Raw genomic sequence first — 15,452 nt, forward strand, 5'->3', positions numbered from 1 at the left:
GGTCGGGCAGGCCCTTGATCAGGAGCGCGGGTTGCGGCCATAACTCAACGCAGAACTACATAAGTGGCGTAGATCACATTGAGAGACGTCTTTACAAAAACTGGGAGCGCGGTCGTTTAGAAAATAGTCAAAACAAAGCTAGTTGAGCCGGTAGAGAATGGTGCCGTCGACCTGGCGCTCGTAGGTGATGCCGAGGCCGCCGGCCGGGCGGGCGGTGACCGGCTCCCACGGGGTGTCCTTGAGCCAGTCGGGCAGGACCACGACCGACTTGATGCCCTCGGCCCGCAGCGCCGCGACGCTCGCCGGGTCGGGGAAGGTCTTGCTGGCCTCGCGGATCCGGGTCTGGCCGGTCGCGTCGAACGTGACGATGCCGTTCGGGATGCGCGGGAACCCGTTCACGGTCCACAGCATGATGCTCATCTCGAGGCTGCCGCTGCTGGGCAGCACCAGGATCGGCTCGGGCGCGTCGCGCATCGCGGCCGGATATTTCAGCAGCTCGGGGTGCGGGGTCCGGTTGACGCCCTCGACCGTCACCAGCACGAGCGGGATCAGCAGAACCAGTCGTACCGCGACGAACTTCGAGCGGGCCAGAACGCCGGGCTGCCACGGTGTTGCCTCGCGGGCCCGGACGACCAGCGCGGTGACCGCACCGGCGGCCAGGACGGCCAGCAGCAGGCTGGTCCACAGCGTGATCCGGCCGGGCGTGCGCAGCGCGGCCCAGCCCGGCAGGTGCTTGGAGAGCGTCAGATAGCCCGGGTCGCCGTGCCAGGGCAGGTTGGCGCCGAGGGTCAGCAGCACCGCCACGGCGACGCCGATGGTCAGCCAGACGCGGTGCCGGACCCGGAAGACCGAGAAGAAGATGCCGGCGGCGGCCAGGGCGATCAGGGTCACGCCGGCCAGCAGCGCCATTTCCGGGGCCCAGGGCAGTTCCGCGCGTACGGTGGCATGCCGCTCGCCCCACAGCCACGACGCCTCGGGCGCGATGAACAGGCCCCGCCAGGGCGGTGAGTACTGCTCGGTCCAGGCCAGCGACCGGTCGGCCTGCGGCTGGAGCTCCACGACCTTGGAATAGGCGAGTCCCATGAAGGCCGTGGCCGCCCCGAAGACCACGCCGCCGACCAGATCGGCGACCAGCAGCCGCCGACCGAACACCGGCCGCCCGCGCCGCCACCAGGCCCAGCCGAAGCAGACCGCGGCGACCAGGCAGACCCCGATCAGCACGTACGCGAACACGAGCCCGATGGCCAGCCCGAGAGTGATCTGCCAGGCGCCGACCAGCCACCCGGCCAGCGCCCACCCTGGGCTGTGCCGGTCGGGGCGATGGCCGCGGCGCAACGACCAGCCGTGGCCGCGCGCGATCATGGCCAGGCTCAGCGCGATCCCGCCGGACGAGATGACGTTGAGGTGCCCGTCGTGGGCGAGCCGCCAGGGTGCGAACGCCCACGCGACACCGGCCACCGCCGCCCCGAGCGGGTGCGAGCCCAGCTGGCGGGTCAGCGCGTACGCCCCCACGAAGGCGATCGCGTGCAGCAGGACGTACAGAATGTTGTAGCGCAGGACGGCGTCATCGAGGCCCGACCCGATCATGCCGAACGGCGCGTAGCCGAGCACGGTGTCGGTGAAGGCCAGCGAATGCGGGTCGGGATAGAACGTGTTCGAGTTCCACAACTGGGTCGGATCGGTCAGCAGGATGTGCCCGAGCCACGAGATCTGCCAGGCGAACAGGGCCGGGTCGCCGATGTCGCCGGGCACGGTGTGCCGGGGGTCGCGCAACGTCGGCCAGGTCAGCGCCGCGGCCAAGGCCAGTCCGCCGAGAACCACCAGGAACCACTCCCGGCGGGCCCACAGCCGTTTCAGCCGGCTCGGCGCCGCAACCGAGACGACTGCCTGCTCGCCGCTCTCGGCCTCAGTGGCAACGATTTCGCTCACCCCAAGCCCCCGGACTTCCCGGGCCGGCTCAAGCCGCCCCGACATGACGCATAGCGGAGCACATTGTCACACATCGATTCCGCCCAGGTGGCTCTCAGTTATCCGTCGAACCATTTACCTCCGGTCTCCGTGACTTTGAGGGTGAGCGGGAAACGGGTGGCCGGGCTGGACGGCCTGCGCGGCCTCTGTGCCCTGTATGTGCTGTTGTTCCACTGTTGGGCGTACACCTTCCGCGGCTTTCCCCGCTACCAGGGCCCGGCCTGGCTGAGCTGGCTCGGTTTCGGCCGGCTGGCCGTGGTGATGTTCCTGATCGTCTCCGGGTTCTCGCTGGCGCTGGCCGCCGCCCGGAACGGATGGCACCTGGGCCACCTGGGCCGGTTCGCGCGGCGGCGGGCGTGGCGGATCCTGCCCGCCTATTGGGCCGCCCTGGCGTTCAGCCTGGTCATCGCGTGGACGATCGTGCGCCAGCCGCATTCGGCCGAGCCTACGTCCGCGTCGGTGCTGGTCTACACCCTGCTGCTGCAGGACTTCGTCGCCGCACCGACCCCGAACGGCGCCTTCTGGTCGATCAGCGTCGAGGCTTTCCTGTACGCCCTGCTGCCGCTCCTGGTTCTGCTGTGCCGCCGGATCGGCCCGGCGGCGATGCTGGCCGTCGTCACCCTGCCGGTCGTCGTCATCGGCTTCGTCGTCTTCGACGGATCCCCTCCGCAGGGCGACAACTGGCTGGCCCCGCACCTGATCCCGGTCTTCGCGGCCGGCGTCGTGGCCGCGGGCGTGGCCGTCGCCGCCCCTCGCGTGCCCTGGGCCTGGCTGTCATTGCTGGCCGCGGTGCCGGTCGGCCTCCTGATCCTGCACCAGGGCGCCCGCTGGATGGTCGGCCACTACTACTGGGTCGACCTGGCCGTCGCCCCCGCCATGACCCTGCTCCTGCTGGCCATCGTGAGCGGCCGCCCGTCGGCGCTGGTCCGGCTGCTCGACTCACGCCCGCTGCGAAGTCTGGGCTCGTTCTCCTACAGCCTCTACCTGATCCACCTGCCGATCGTCGTCGTGGTCACCCAGAAACTGGTCATCCCGCGCCTGGGCCGCGACGTCACCGCGTTCACGGTCGCGACGCTGCTGGCCGGCGGCCTGTCCCTGGCCGGCGCCTGGGTGTTCGCCAAGCTGTTCGAGGCGCCCTTCCAGCGTTCCCGGGACGCGCTGCCGAAACCGGCCGACCAGGATGAGGCGACGCTGGGGTCGCGCCGCTAGGCTTGCGGGCAGCGATGATGCTCAACGGGTCTCGGCGCGCATCAGGCGGGGCGCACCTGGCCACCGCCGGTTCCGCGGTGGCCGTCGGCCTGTTCGGCTGGCTGGTGGCGCACACCCTGAACTTCTGGTTCATCGCCCACAGCCACGCCGGGCCGCTCAGCCTGTCGACGCGGCACGTGCACGAGGTCACCGCCGCCGCCACCGTGGTCGCCGGCGGCCTGGCCACGGCCGCTCTGATCGCCGCGTTCCTGGCCGGTGCCGGTCGGCAAACCGGGCGACCCCGATGGCGGGGCACCGTTCCGCTGGCCGCCGGGTTGTCCACGGTGGCGTTCCTGGCCGCCGACGCGATCGAGCACACCGTCCTCGGCCTCGAGAGCACCCCGCCGGTCGTCGTCGTTCTCGGCGCGCTGCTGCATGCCTCGTTCGGCGCCGGAGCCTCGCTCTACTGGCTGCGGTTCACCGGCGGCATCGCGCTTCCGTCCACCCGGTCGAATCCGCAACCGGTCACGGCCGCGCTTCCGATGGCGCCGCGCGTCCGTCCGTGGCGCCGGCTGCTCTGGGCCACCGCGGTCGTCGGCCGCGCTCCTCCCGTCGTCTGACGTCAGTTCACGTTCCTCGGTCCTCCCACGCGCGAGACGTGGGAGCGGCGAACGCTGCGCACCTCGACGTCCTTCGACCGCAGGAGACAGATCACATGCAAGTTCCTTCCCTCGTACGCCGTCGCGCGGCCACCTTTCGACGCGCCGTCGGCGAGTCCTACCGGGCCGGCGGAGTCCCCGCCGCGCTCGGCGAAGTGGTGCGCCTGACCGGCGAACTGTTCGCCCGGCCGGTCCGCACCTGGCGCGAACAGCGCCTCGACCGCAGCCGCCGGCTGGACACCCGGGCCGAGCCGACCATTGAGCCATCCGGCACCTTCGACGACGCGGTCGGCTACGCACCGATCCCGGTCCACCACTTCCGCCAGCTGCTCCGGGCACTGCCGCTCGGCGACCCGCGGGAGTTCGCGTTGATCGACCTGGGCTGCGGCAAGGGCCGCACCCTGGTGCTGGCCGCCGACCACGGGTTCGCCTCGGTCGTCGGCGTCGAGCTGGACGCCCGGCTCGCCCACATCGCCCGAGCCAACACGGTCGCCGTGCCCGCGGCCTCCGTGATCACCGGCGACGCGACCGACTACGCCTTCCCACCCGGCCCCGTGGTGGTCTTCCTGTTCAACCCGTTCGGCGCGGCCACCCTGACCGCCGTCGTGACGAACCTGGAGATCTCGCTCAAGGAGACACCGAGGCGGCTGATCGTCGCCTACTTCAATCCGGTGCACCGTGACGTCCTCGACGACAGCCCGGCGTTCCGGTTGAGCTCGGCCGCGCGGCACTGGGCGATCTACGAGTCCCGCACCGTTCGTCCGGCGACGCTCGTCCGCGGTGACCGAGAATCTCGCGGGTGAGACCCTGGGCCCGCCGCACGCTGGGCATTCTGCTGTTCGGAGCACTCCTGGCGGGCGGCGCGGCCTGTGACCACAGCTCGCCGCCGGAGGCGATGATTCGCGTCGACCAGGTGGGCTACACGCCGGGCGAGACCAAGACGGCGTATCTGCTGTCGCCGCGGGACGCTTCCGAGGCGCGGGTCACGGTGCTCGATGCGTACGGGAAAAAGGTCTGGGAAACGCGGGTCGGAGCGAATCGGGGGCCGTGGAACGCCGGGTTCCCGGACGTGCGGCCGATCGATCTGAGCGGGCTGACCCGGCGCGGCGTCTATCGGGTGCGGGTCGAGGGCGACGTCCGTGCCGAGTCGCCGCCGTTTCGCGTCGAGCCCGCCGCCGACCTCTTCGGGCCGCTGGCCCGCGCCTCCCTGTCGTATTTCCAGAACCACCGCGACGGCGCCGACCAGCTGCCGAGCCCCTGGGAACGCAAGCCCGCGCACCTGTCCGACCGCGCCGCCACCGTCTACGACCGGCCGTCGTTCGACGCCCAGGGCCGGTTGACCGACGACCTGTCCCCGGTGGGTGGGCCGGTCGACGTCGAGGGAGGCTGGTACGACGCGGGCGACTTCCTCAAGTTCACGCACACCACCGCGTACGTGCTCAGCGCGATGCTGATCGCCCGGCGCGACGGCCTGGTCGCCGACGGCTTGACGGCGGAGATCGAACACGGCCTGACCTGGCTCGACAAGATGTGGGACGCCGACGACGAGGTGCTCTACACCCAGGTCGGCATCGGGAGCGGCAGCAGCCGGTCCGGCGGTTTCCTCGGTGATCACGACACCTGGCGGCTGCCCGAGGCCGACGACCAGCTCGACGTCCGGCCGGGCGACGAACGGTACTACCAGCGCTACCGGCCGGTGTTCCGCGCGGCCGATCCGGGCCAGGCGGTCAGCCCCAACCTGGCCGGTCGGGTCGCCGCCGCGTTCGCCCTGGCCGCCCAGGTCGAGGCGGTGGAGCAACCCGATCGGGCCCGGTCTCATCTCGAGGCGGCGGCGAGCATTTTCCGCCTTTCCCGTACGGGCGATGCCGGTGAACTGGTGACCGCGGAACCGCGCAGCTTCTACCCGGAGGACCGGTGGACCGACGACCTGGCGTTCGGTGCGACCGAGCTGGCGCTGGCCGGGCGGGTGCTGGGGGATTCCCGTACGCGGGAATGGTCTGCGGCCGCCGCGAAATGGGCGCGGGTCAACGCCGGCCGGGGCGGCAACGATGCCCTCAGCGTCTATGACGTCAGCGCGCTGGCCGACGCGGAAGCCGTCCGGTTGCTCGGCGGCGGCAATGACCTGCTGCAGGACATGCGCCGCCGCCTCGACGCCGGGGTGCGGGCGGCGGCGGCCGATCCGATGGGGGCCGCGGCCGGCAGCGGAGGCTACGACTACGCGGCCCGCCAGCTCGGGTTCGCGGCGATGGCCGAGCTGTACGAGCGGGTCTCGGGTGACGAGCGGTACGCCGCGTTCGCCACCGCCCAGCGCGGGGTGGTGCTCGGCGCCAACGGCTGGGGCGTCTCGATGGTGGTCGGCGCCGGCAGCACCTATCCGCTCTGCCCGCACGACCAGATCGCGACGCTGACCCGGACCGAGGTGCCCGGCCTGAGCATGGCGGGTGCCGTGGTCAACGGGCCGAACCGGGCCGATCGCGTCCGTCTGCTGCAGACCACGAACGGCCCGGCGACGTGCCGGAACGACGCGTTGGCCCGCTTCGACCGCGACGACGTCCGGTTCACCGACGACAGCCGGATCTCGGCCAACACCGAACCGTCGATCGATTTCAGCGCTACCGGGCTGCTGGCATTCGCTCTGCTGGACTGACGTTCTCCGCTGCCTTCACCAGTGCGACACCGAGCACGGCGAAGATCGCGAACCAGACGCCGATGGCGATGCGCCCCGCCACCATCGGCCCGAACACGGCCGGGAACAGCGGCACGAAGACATAGACGCCGAGCGCCAGCGGCACCCATCGTTGCCATCCGCTGCCCTTCCACCCGGCCAGCACCAGCCCCACCCCGATCAGCACCATCGGGATCCCGTACGCGTTGTCGACCGCATTCGCCGTCTCGCTGGAAACAGGGGCGTTGGCGGCCGTGATGCCGAAGAGCTCACACGCCGCGAGCAGGACCATCCCGGCCGCCGCGATGATCAGGCCGGCCCGCGTTGTCCGGTGCGTCGCGGCCAGACGGGCGAGGCCGGCGAAGCCCGCGAGCATGCCGAGGTGATGGACGGCGAAGAAGACGTGGGCGACCGTGTATCCGGTCGCGTCGAAGGGATAGCTGTACCAGCCGGTTCCGACCTGGGGCGGCCAGACCAGCACCGCGACCGCACAGGCGGCGCCGATCAGGCTGGCGACGATGGTGATCAGGCCCAGCGTTCGCGTCGTCACTCGAGTCATGCCGGTGACGCTAGAAATCACCGGGCCGTGCGCACATCCGTGGAAACACTCAACCCTATATTGGCCTCATGAACGCGGGCGAGCTGCTGGAACAGGCGCGGGCGCGGTACCGCGCGGGCGAGGTCGAGGAGGCCTCGCTCCTCTGTGTCCGCCTGGCCGAGCTCAGCCGCGCGGCCGGTGACGTCGCCACGCTCACCGACGCCGCGGTGCTGATCCGGCGTCCGCTCGACCCGGCCGTACGGGCCCGGGTGCACGCCCTCGCGGCCGAGGCGCTGGCCGCGCTCGGTGACACCGATCCGGTGCGGTCCGCCCGGGTGCGGGCGCAGCTCGACGCCACCCGTGACCTCTTCCAGCCCGACCAGCCCCCACCCGTGGTGAATGGTGACGATCCCGAGACCGTCTTCCTCGACCTTCAGGCCCGGGTCAGCGCCGCATCCGTCGAAGACTGTCTCGCCCTGGCCCAGCAGACGATCGACCTGGGGCGGAGGGCGGCCCATCTGGAGTACGAGGCCTGGGGACGCCGCTGGCGGATGGACGCCTGGGCGACGCTGGGCCGCTTCGCCGAACTGCACGACGAGATCGCGCTGGCCCGCCCCCTGGCCGAACGACTCGGTCCCGATTGGCGCGCGCTGCACCTGCTGACCCGTGCCTCGGAAGACCTCCGGCAGGGCCGCTACGCCGAGGGGCTGCTCCTGGCCGACGAGGCCCGCGACGTCGGCCGCCCCGGCGGTGAGGCGAGCTATCTGCATCTGGTCTTCGAGTTCGGCGCGGCCCGGGAGACGGGGGAGCGCATCCAGGAGGTGACTGCGGCCGTACGGGAGGTGGTGGCCGGCCTGCCCTTCCAGGCGCGCAGCTGGCTGGTCGTCGCGCTGGTCGCCGCCGGCCGATCCGAGGAGGCGAGTGAACTGTGGCACGCGCTGGCCCCCTACGTGGACCGGATGCCGGCCCACACGCCCGAGTTCCTGATCGCCGCGGTCGGCAACGTCGACGTCTGCGTGGCTCTGCGTGACACGACGACGGCGGCGAAGCTCTACGAGATCCTGCTTCCGTACGACGGACTCCATGCGATCGCGCACGCCTACGGTCCGTACGTGGGACCGGTCGCTCTGGCTCTGGGCAAGCTGGCCCGGCTGCTCGGCCGCACCGAGGTCGCGAAACAGCACCTGACCGACGCCCTCGCCGCGGCGCAGCGGGCCGAGTCACCCCCGAAGACCGCCCAGGCCCGCGCCGAACTGGCCCAGCTGCTCGGCCCTCGCACCCGCGCCGGCCGCGAACACGCCGAGCTGGCGCTGGGCCTGGCGACCCGGTTCGGCTTGAAGCCGCTGGCCCGCGACCTCGACTCCTGGCTGAGCCCCGGCCGGCGAGACCCGGCCCTGACCGCCCGCGAGAACGAGATCGCCGCGCTGGTCGCCGAGGGCCTGACCAACGCGGGCATCGCGGGCCGGCTGACCCTCTCCGAACGAACCGTCGAGAACCACGTCAGCCGGATTCTGCACAAGCTGTTGCTGACCTCCCGCACCGCCCTGGCCGTCTGGTACACCGACCGCCGCTAGGCACCGGGCCGCACAGAGAAAACCGACCGGGCGGTATTTACATACCGCGCGGTCGGTTCTAGGCTCGTGGCATGACCCCACGGACTCCGGCGACGGCCAAAGGCGAGGCGACGCGCGCGCACCTGCTGCGTGTGGCCGGGGGGATCTTCGCCGAGCGTGGCTACACGGCGACGACCCAGAGCGATCTGATCGCCGCGGCCGGGTTGACCAAGGGGGCGTTCTACTTCCACTTCGCCAGCAAGGCCGAGCTCGCGCTGGCCGTGCTCCGCGATCAGAAGGGCCGGTGGCTGACCCAGGTGGGGGAGCGGGTGCTGTCCGAGCCGACCGCTGTCGACCAGCTGCGCGCTCTCGTGCCGGCCATGCTCGATCTGCACGAACGGGAGCCGGCGGCCTGGAGCATCACCCGGCTGACCCGTGAGCTGGCGGCCGATCCGGCGCTGGCCCCCGAGGTGGCCAAGACGCCGGCCGAGTGGGTCGCGCTGATCGCCGACATCATCCGCCGCGGTCAGGCGGCCGGTGACCTGCGGGCCGGGCTCGACCCCGAGCTGATCGCCGCGGTGCTGGTCGGTGCGTTCGACGGCATCAAGGATCTGACCGACGTCCTCGAGCCCGGTGTCGCGGGCGGCCCCGCCTTCGCCGCTCGGATCCGCACCTGCCAGTCCCTCGTGGAGCTGGCGCTGGTTGTGCCCCGCTGAGTTTTTCGTACCTCAGAAACATACCAACCGCCCGGTTTTCTAAGGAGATCATCATGCAGTTCACCGGACAGACCGCCCTGATCACTGGTGCATCGAGCGGCATCGGTGCCGCGTACGCGAAGGAATTGGCCTCTCGCGGCGCCGACCTGGTTCTCGTGGCCCGCGGCGAGGCGGCCATGCAGAGCCTGGCCGAAGAGATTCGTTCCCGATACGGGCGCAAGGTCGAGGTGATCGTCGCCGACCTGTCGGTTCCCGGTGCTGTTGCCCGGCTCGATCGCCCTGTCGATGTTCTGATCAACAACGCCGGCTTCGGCCTGCACGGCGAGTTCGCCGAAGCCGACCCGGCCCGGCTGACCGCCATGATCCAGCTCAACTGCGTGGCCCTGGTCGACCTGACCCGGCACTTCCTGCCCGGCATGGTGGCCCGCGGCCGGGGCACCGTGGTCAACGTGGCCAGCACGGCCGCCTACCAGCCGGTCCCACACCTGGCCGTCTACGCGGCGACCAAGGCGTTCGTGCTCTCCTTCACCGAGGCCCTGCACGCCGAGGTCAAGGCGTCCGGCGTACGCGTCCTGGCGATCAGCCCCGGAGCCACGCAGACCCAGTTCTTCGAGGTGGCCGGCGAGAAGGCCGCGTTCGGCCGCCGCCGCGACGTGCGCCAGGTCGTCGCCAGCACGATGCGGGCCCTGGACCAAAACCGCCCGAGCCGCATCGACGGCGTGGTCAACGCGCTCGTGGCCAACAGCACCCGCTTCGCCCCGAGGCGCATGATCCTGGCGATGGGCAACCGCACCTTCGGCGCCTGAACCGGGCCCGCTTCAGGGCTTGCGGGCCAGGCCGATCAGATTGTCCAGCCGCTGGGCCGGCTTCGCGTCGCCGGGCTCCGGGCGCCATTCGGTCACGTCGACGAGGTCCGGCTCGACGAATTCGAGACCGTCGAAGTAGCCGGCGATCTCTTCGGGGCTGCGCATGGCGTACGGCGGGTGTCCGCTGTGGAATTGCCGCGAGCGCAGGACCGGCTCGCGCCGGCGGCGCACTGCGAACCCAGCAGGATCCGCGCAACAGCCGGCCCCTCACTGTCGCCGCGGTGAGGGGATGTCAGGAGTGTGCCATGCGCGCCAGCGCCGTATGGCTGATGACATGACTTTGACATCGGAGATCCGCGAGTGAGCGCGTATTTGCAGGGGAATCTTCACCCGGCCCGGCGGCGGCTACAGAGTTGGAACAATCAAGAAATGTCAGAGTAATGACGCGCGGTCAGTCTGCTTGCACCAGCAGCACCCTCCTGGACCTCTACTTCCGCACCCTTCATCAGGAACGGAGTTCCCACATATGTTTTCCACCAGCAAGCGGATGCGCGCGCTCGTGGCGTCGAGCGCCGCGGCCCTTCTCCTCGCCGGTTGTGGCGCCCGAGCCGGCGACGACACGGCCGCCGCCGGGTCGTCCGCCGCCGCCAGCTGCGTCGACACCTCCGGCGCCACCATCAAGCTCGGCTTCCTCAACTCGCTGACCGGCGGCATGGCGATCTCCGAGAAGACCGTGTCCAATGTGCTGCACATGGCGGCCGACGAGATCAACGCCAGCGGCGGCATCCTGGACAAGAAGATCGAGTACGTCCAGGAGGACGGCGCGACCGACTGGCCCACCTTCGCCGAGAAGACCGAGAAGCTGCTCACCCAGGACTGCGTCGCCGCGATCTTCGGCGGCTGGACCTCGTCCTCGCGCAAGGCCGTGAAGCCGGTCGTCGAGAAGCTCAACGGCCTCTTCTTCTACCCGGTGCAGTACGAGGGTCTCGAGTCGTCGCCGAACATCTACTACACCGGCGCGACCACCAACCAGCAGATCATCCCGGCGATGGACTTCCTCGCCTCCAAGGGGGTGAAGACGCTGTTCCTGGCCGGCAGCGACTACGTCTTCCCGCGTACCGCGAACGCGATCATCAAGCTGTACGCGGCCAAGCTCGGCATCAAGATCGTCGGCGAGGAGTACGTGCCGCTGGACAAGGACGACTGGACCAGCCAGGTGGCGAAGATCGCGGCGGCCAAGCCGGACTTCATCTTCAACACCATCAACGGCTCGTCGAACGTCGGCTTCATCAAGGCGTACTACGACGCCGGTCTCACTCCCGCGAAGACGCCGATCATCTCGGTGTCGATCGCCGAGGAGGAGGCGCCGGCCATGGGCCACGAGGTCACCGGAAACTACGCCTCCTGGAACTACTTCCAGTCGCTGAAGACCGACACCAACCCGAAGTTCATCGAGAGCTGGAAGGCCTACCCCAACAGCAGCGGCGTCACCTCCGACCCGATGGAGGCCGCCTACATCTCGCTGTACCTGTACAAGTCCCTGGTCGAGGCGGCCGGCTCGTTCGACGTCGACAAGGTGAACGCCGCGGCGAAGGCGAAGCCCATCACGTTCGACGCGCCGGAGGGCAAGGTCACGCTCGACGGCGAGAACCACCACATCTCCAAGCCGGGCCACATCGGACGGATCAACGCCGACAACCAGTTCGACATCGTCTGGGCCTCCGACAAGTTCATCGAGCCGGACCCGTACCTCGAGGGCTACGACTGGTTCCCGGCCGACATCCGCAAGCAGCTCACGGACGCGGCGGGCTGATCACCTCCGGGGGTCGCGTGTCACGGCACGCGGCCCCTCCGACCCTCCACAGAGACGCTAGAGAGAGCGAACGCACGTGGACGCATTGATGGCACCACTGCTGAACGGCAGCGCCCAGGGCGCGCTGCTTCTGCTCGCCGCGCTGGGCCTCTCGCTCACCTTCGGCCAGATGGGCGTGATCAACATGGCCCACGGCGAGTTCCTCATGATCGGCGCGTTCTCGGCCTACCTGGTCCAGCAGGTCATCTCGGCCAGCGACCTGTCGATCCCGGTCGCGTTGCCGGTCGCGTTCGTCGTCGCCGGCCTGTTCGGCCTCGTGCTCGAGGTCACCATCATCCGCTGGATGTACCGCCGGCCCCTCGACACCCTGCTCGTCACGGTCGGGGTGGGTCTGATCCTGCAGCAGGCGGCCCTGCAGATCTTCCCGTCCCAGGGTGTGCCGGTCGAGAAACCCAGTTGGCTCGACGGGCAGTTGACCGTCCTCGGCTATGGCTGGCCGCTGCGGCAGGTGTTCACCATCCTGCTCGCGTCCGTCTGCGTCGCTGTGCTGTCGGCCTGGCTCAAATACACCTCGTTCGGCCGTCGCATCCGCGCGACCGTGCACAACCGGGACCTGGCCGAGACCGCGGGCATTTCCACCCGTACGGTCGACCGCCTCACGTTCTTCGTCGGTTCGGGTCTGGCCGGTGTCGCCGGCGTGGCCGCGTCGCTCATCGGCGGCACGAACTCGCAGATGGGCGCGCAGTACATCATCCCGGCCTTCCTCGTCGTCGCCGCCGGTGGCATCGGCCAGCTCAAGGGCACGATCATCGCCGCGTGGGCGGTGGGTGTGGCCCTGGCGTTCTTCGCCTACTGGACCACCGGCAGCCTCGCGCAGGTGCTCGCCTTCATCCTCGTGATCGTCTTCCTGCAACTGCGCCCGCAGGGCCTGTTCACGGTGCGAACCAGGAGTCTGGTATGACCAAGAACCAGGAGTCTGGCATGACCAAGATGAAGCCATGGATCTCGCTCGGCGGCATCGGGGTGCTCGCCGTCCTGCTCCTCGCGGTCGCCCCCCTCGTGCTCTCCGATCACTGGCTCAACAACCTCGGCAAGTACAGCTGCTGGGCCATCGCCGCCGTCGGCATCGGCCTGGCCTGGGGCCGGGGCGGGATGCTGGTGATGGGGCAGGGCGTGTTCTTCGCTCTCGGCGCCTATTCGATGGCCATGCACCTCACCCTGGAGACCGCCGGTGACCGGGTCCCCGGGTTCATGGTGCTCTACGACCCGCTCGCGCCGCTCCCGATGTTCTGGGAGCCGTTCCGCAGCACGGGTTTCACCCTGCTGGCGATCGTGCTGCTGCCGGTGGTCGTGGCCGGCGCACTCGGCTACGCGCTGTTCAAGCGCCGGGTGAAGGGCGCCTACTTCGCGATCCTGACCCAGGCGCTCGCCGTCGCGCTGGCCACCCTGATCAGTTCCACGATCCGCGAGACCGGCGGCGACACCGGGCTCAGCGACTTCAAGTATTTCTTCGGCTTCGTGCTGAACGACCCGGCGAACCGGCTGATGGTCTATCTCATCGCGGCCGGGCTGCTCATCGTGTGCCTGCTGGCGGTCTGGCAGTTCTACCGCAGCCGCTTCGGTGAGCTCCTCGTCGCCACCCGGGACGCCGAGGAGCGGGTGCGCTTCCTCGGCTACGACCCGGCCAACGTCAAGCTCGTCGCCTTCGTCGTCTCCGCGCTGATGGCCAGCATCGGCGGGGCGATGTTCGTGCCCATCGTCGGCATCATCACCCCGGCCGAGATCGGCGCCGCCGCCTCGATCCTGATGATCGCGGGCGTTGCCCTGGGCGGCCGCGCGTCGCTCTTCGGCCCCGCGCTCGGCGCGATGGCGGTCGGCTGGGGGCAGTCGAGTCTCGGCTCGACCTGGCCCGACGGCTGGCCTTACGTCCTCGGCCTGTTGTTCATCGTCGTCATTCTTTTCCTCCCGTACGGGTTGTCGTCCCTCCCGGCCCGATTCGCCGCATTGCGCCGACGACCCCCCAAGGAACAGCCCGCTCCGGCGCCCGCGCCCGCAGAGCTGGAAGAGGTCCACTCATGACCGGCGCTTCTCTCGTTGTCACGGACCTCCGCGTCGAGTTCTCGGGTTTCGTCGCGGTCGGCGGCGTCTCGTTCGACGCGCACCCCGGCGAGGTCCGGTTCCTGATCGGCCCGAACGGCGCCGGCAAGACGACCTGCATCGACGCCATCACCGGGCTGACCAAGGCCACCGGGTCGGCCCGGCACGGCGACCAGGAGTTGCTCGGCCGGCCGGTCCACAAGATCGTCCGCCTCGGGGTCGGACGTACGTTCCAGACCGCGAGCGTCTTCGACGAGCTCACCGTGCTGCAGAACCTCGACATCGCCGCCGGGCGCCACCGCTCCTCGTTCTCACTGTTGCGGGCCCGCCGTGGCGTCGATCCGTCGATCGAGCACGCGCTGGAGGAGACCGGACTCACCGGCGAGCTCACCACGCCGGCCGGCATCCTGTCGCACGGCCAGAAACAGTGGCTCGAGATCGCGATGCTGCTCGTGCAGGACGCGAAGGTGCTGCTGCTCGACGAGCCCGTCGCCGGGATGAGCCAGGACGAGCGCACCGCGACCGGTGAGCTTCTGCAGCGCATCGCGGCCAAGCGCATCGTGCTCGTGGTCGAGCACGACATGGACTTCATGCGCCGGTTCGCCACCCGGGTGACCGTGCTGCACCAGGGCCAGGTGCTCTCCCAGGGCACGGTGGCCGAGGTGCAGGCCGACCCCAAGGTGCAGGAGGTCTACCTCGGCACCGCCGGCGCCGCCACCACTGCCGCCATGGCCGTCGTGCTCGAAAAGGAGGGGTGACATGCTCGAGCTCACCGACATCGAGGCCGGCTACGGGCGTACGCAGGTGCTCCACGGCGTGACCGTGCCGACCGGCAAGGTGGTGGCCGTGCTCGGCCACAACGGCGCCGGCAAGACGACCCTGCTGCGTCTCGCGATCGGCCTCATCAAGCCGTCGAAGGGCCGGGTGTTCTTCGACGGCGAGAACATCGCGTCGCTGGCCCCCAACAAGCGCGTGGCCCGCGGCATGGCGTACGTGCCCCAGGGCCAGCAGGCGTTCGGCCAGCTCACCACGATGGAAAATCTGCAGCTGGTCGCGGACGGACGCCGGCGCGGCAAGACGCTCATCGACGCGCAGCTGGCCCGCTTCCCCGCCCTGGAGAAGTTCGCCACCCGCAAGGCGGGCCTGCTCTCGGGCGGCCAGCGTCAGCAGCTCGCGATCGCCCGCGCGCTCATCACCGAGCCGAAGCTGCTCATCCTGGACGAGCCGACCGAGGGCATCCAGCCCACGATCGTCGCCGAGATCGAGCACACCATCATGCAGCTGGCCGGCGAGGGCATCAGCGTGCTGCTCGTCGAGCAGCACATCGGCTTCGCTCTCGAGGCCGCCGAGCGCTACGTGGTACTCGCCTCGGGCTTCGTCGCGCAGACCGGCGAGGGTGGTTCGGCCGCCGCCGCCACCGTGCGGGCCGCCATGGCGATCTGAGCCGCC

Annotated in this window: 15 protein-coding genes; 12 read left to right on the plus strand and 3 right to left on the minus strand. The window is 70.1% G+C overall.

Going from position 1 to position 15,452, the window contains the following annotated elements; genetic code table 11:
- Positions 1-138: 138 nt before the first annotated feature.
- Positions 139-1,857: a hypothetical protein gene (locus KOI35_RS40930; RefSeq protein ID WP_438870653.1), complete on the minus strand. Its 1,719-nt coding sequence runs from the start codon at positions 1,855-1,857 to the stop codon at positions 139-141.
- 213 nt (positions 1,858-2,070) lie between these two features.
- Here KOI35_RS40930 and KOI35_RS40935 point away from each other — a divergent pair, with 213 nt between their 5' ends.
- The 4 genes from KOI35_RS40935 (at position 2,071) to KOI35_RS40950 (ending at position 6,462) form a co-directional block, all read left to right on the plus strand.
- A complete protein-coding gene (locus KOI35_RS40935) occupies positions 2,071-3,177 on the plus strand; it encodes an acyltransferase family protein (RefSeq protein WP_215795080.1) in 1,107 nt (368 codons plus the stop codon).
- A 17-nt stretch (positions 3,178-3,194) separates the two neighbouring features.
- Positions 3,195-3,776, plus strand: coding sequence for a hypothetical protein (locus tag KOI35_RS40940; protein ID WP_215795082.1), 582 nt, complete (start codon positions 3,195-3,197; stop codon positions 3,774-3,776).
- A gap of 95 nt (positions 3,777-3,871) precedes the next feature.
- Positions 3,872-4,618 (plus strand): class I SAM-dependent methyltransferase, encoded by a 747-nt coding sequence (locus KOI35_RS40945; RefSeq protein WP_215795084.1) that lies wholly within the window; start codon positions 3,872-3,874, stop codon positions 4,616-4,618.
- The gene (locus KOI35_RS40950) at positions 4,615-6,462 is read left to right on the plus strand and encodes a glycoside hydrolase family 9 protein (RefSeq protein ID WP_215795086.1); all 1,848 of its coding nucleotides are present in this window, start codon (positions 4,615-4,617) and stop codon (positions 6,460-6,462) included. Before KOI35_RS40945 ends, KOI35_RS40950 begins: the two co-directional genes overlap by 4 nt.
- On the opposite strand, the gene KOI35_RS40955 is transcribed toward KOI35_RS40950, so the two are convergent.
- The gene (locus tag KOI35_RS40955) at positions 6,428-7,039 is read right to left on the minus strand and encodes a hypothetical protein (protein WP_215795088.1); all 612 of its coding nucleotides are present in this window, start codon (positions 7,037-7,039) and stop codon (positions 6,428-6,430) included. The genes KOI35_RS40950 and KOI35_RS40955 overlap by 35 nt on opposite strands.
- 68 nt (positions 7,040-7,107) lie before the next feature.
- On the opposite strand from KOI35_RS40955, the gene KOI35_RS40960 reads away from it, so the two are divergent.
- The 3 genes from KOI35_RS40960 to KOI35_RS40970 all read left to right on the plus strand — a co-directional run bounded on the left by KOI35_RS40960 (position 7,108) and on the right by KOI35_RS40970 (position 10,093).
- Positions 7,108-8,592: a helix-turn-helix transcriptional regulator gene (locus KOI35_RS40960; RefSeq protein WP_215795091.1), complete on the plus strand. Its 1,485-nt coding sequence runs from the start codon at positions 7,108-7,110 to the stop codon at positions 8,590-8,592.
- A gap of 71 nt (positions 8,593-8,663) precedes the next feature.
- The gene (locus KOI35_RS40965) at positions 8,664-9,287 is read left to right on the plus strand and encodes a TetR family transcriptional regulator (protein WP_215795093.1); all 624 of its coding nucleotides are present in this window, start codon (positions 8,664-8,666) and stop codon (positions 9,285-9,287) included.
- Positions 9,288-9,340: 53 nt separating this feature from the next.
- On the plus strand, positions 9,341-10,093 hold the full coding sequence (locus tag KOI35_RS40970) for an SDR family NAD(P)-dependent oxidoreductase (RefSeq protein WP_215795095.1): 753 nt from the start codon (positions 9,341-9,343) through the stop codon (positions 10,091-10,093).
- Positions 10,094-10,105: 12 nt separating this feature from the next.
- Here KOI35_RS40970 and KOI35_RS40975 read toward each other — a convergent pair whose 3' ends face one another.
- A complete protein-coding gene (locus KOI35_RS40975; RefSeq protein ID WP_308121376.1) occupies positions 10,106-10,324 on the minus strand; it encodes an SAM-dependent methyltransferase in 219 nt (72 codons plus the stop codon).
- Positions 10,325-10,619: 295 nt separating this feature from the next.
- Here KOI35_RS40975 and urtA point away from each other — a divergent pair, with 295 nt between their 5' ends.
- The 5 genes from urtA to KOI35_RS41000 all read left to right on the plus strand — a co-directional run bounded on the left by urtA (position 10,620) and on the right by KOI35_RS41000 (position 15,446).
- On the plus strand, positions 10,620-11,906 hold the full coding sequence (urtA, locus tag KOI35_RS40980) for an urea ABC transporter substrate-binding protein (RefSeq protein ID WP_215795099.1): 1,287 nt from the start codon (positions 10,620-10,622) through the stop codon (positions 11,904-11,906).
- 88 nt (positions 11,907-11,994) lie between these two features.
- The gene (urtB, locus tag KOI35_RS40985; RefSeq protein WP_215795101.1) at positions 11,995-12,867 is read left to right on the plus strand and encodes an urea ABC transporter permease subunit UrtB; all 873 of its coding nucleotides are present in this window, start codon (positions 11,995-11,997) and stop codon (positions 12,865-12,867) included.
- 20 nt (positions 12,868-12,887) lie between these two features.
- Complete coding sequence (gene urtC, locus KOI35_RS40990; RefSeq protein WP_246614584.1) at positions 12,888-13,985, plus strand: urea ABC transporter permease subunit UrtC; 1,098 nt, start codon at positions 12,888-12,890, stop codon at positions 13,983-13,985.
- Positions 13,982-14,761 carry an urea ABC transporter ATP-binding protein UrtD gene (urtD, locus tag KOI35_RS40995; protein WP_215795106.1) on the plus strand — a complete coding sequence of 260 codons (780 nt, stop codon included), beginning with the start codon at positions 13,982-13,984 and terminating at the stop codon, positions 14,759-14,761. Before urtC ends, urtD begins: the two co-directional genes overlap by 4 nt.
- A gap of 1 nt (position 14,762) precedes the next feature.
- Positions 14,763-15,446, plus strand: a complete 684-nt coding sequence (locus KOI35_RS41000; RefSeq protein WP_215795108.1) for an ATP-binding cassette domain-containing protein — start codon at positions 14,763-14,765, stop codon at positions 15,444-15,446.
- Positions 15,447-15,452 lie beyond the last annotated feature (6 nt).

The organism is Paractinoplanes bogorensis (assembly GCF_018829635.1).
Lineage (GTDB): Bacteria > Actinomycetota > Actinomycetes > Mycobacteriales > Micromonosporaceae > Actinoplanes > Actinoplanes bogorensis.

Excerpts from the sequence above, each read along its gene's own strand:
- KOI35_RS40940 (WP_215795082.1), top strand. The coding sequence starts at position 3,195 with ATGCTCAACGGGTCTCGGCGCGCATCAGGCGGGGCGCACCTGGCCACC.
- KOI35_RS40945 (WP_215795084.1), top strand. The coding sequence starts at position 3,872 with ATGCAAGTTCCTTCCCTCGTACGCCGTCGCGCGGCCACCTTTCGACGC.
- KOI35_RS40955 (WP_215795088.1), bottom strand. The coding sequence starts at position 7,039 with ATGACTCGAGTGACGACGCGAACGCTGGGCCTGATCACCATCGTCGCC.
- KOI35_RS40960 (WP_215795091.1), top strand. The coding sequence starts at position 7,108 with ATGAACGCGGGCGAGCTGCTGGAACAGGCGCGGGCGCGGTACCGCGCG.
- KOI35_RS40965 (WP_215795093.1), top strand. The coding sequence starts at position 8,664 with ATGACCCCACGGACTCCGGCGACGGCCAAAGGCGAGGCGACGCGCGCG.
- KOI35_RS40970 (WP_215795095.1), top strand. The coding sequence starts at position 9,341 with ATGCAGTTCACCGGACAGACCGCCCTGATCACTGGTGCATCGAGCGGC.
- urtA (WP_215795099.1), top strand. The coding sequence starts at position 10,620 with ATGTTTTCCACCAGCAAGCGGATGCGCGCGCTCGTGGCGTCGAGCGCC.
- urtB (WP_215795101.1), top strand. The coding sequence starts at position 11,995 with ATGGCACCACTGCTGAACGGCAGCGCCCAGGGCGCGCTGCTTCTGCTC.
- urtC (WP_246614584.1), top strand. The coding sequence starts at position 12,888 with ATGACCAAGATGAAGCCATGGATCTCGCTCGGCGGCATCGGGGTGCTC.
- urtD (WP_215795106.1), top strand. The coding sequence starts at position 13,982 with ATGACCGGCGCTTCTCTCGTTGTCACGGACCTCCGCGTCGAGTTCTCG.
- KOI35_RS41000 (WP_215795108.1), top strand. The coding sequence starts at position 14,763 with ATGCTCGAGCTCACCGACATCGAGGCCGGCTACGGGCGTACGCAGGTG.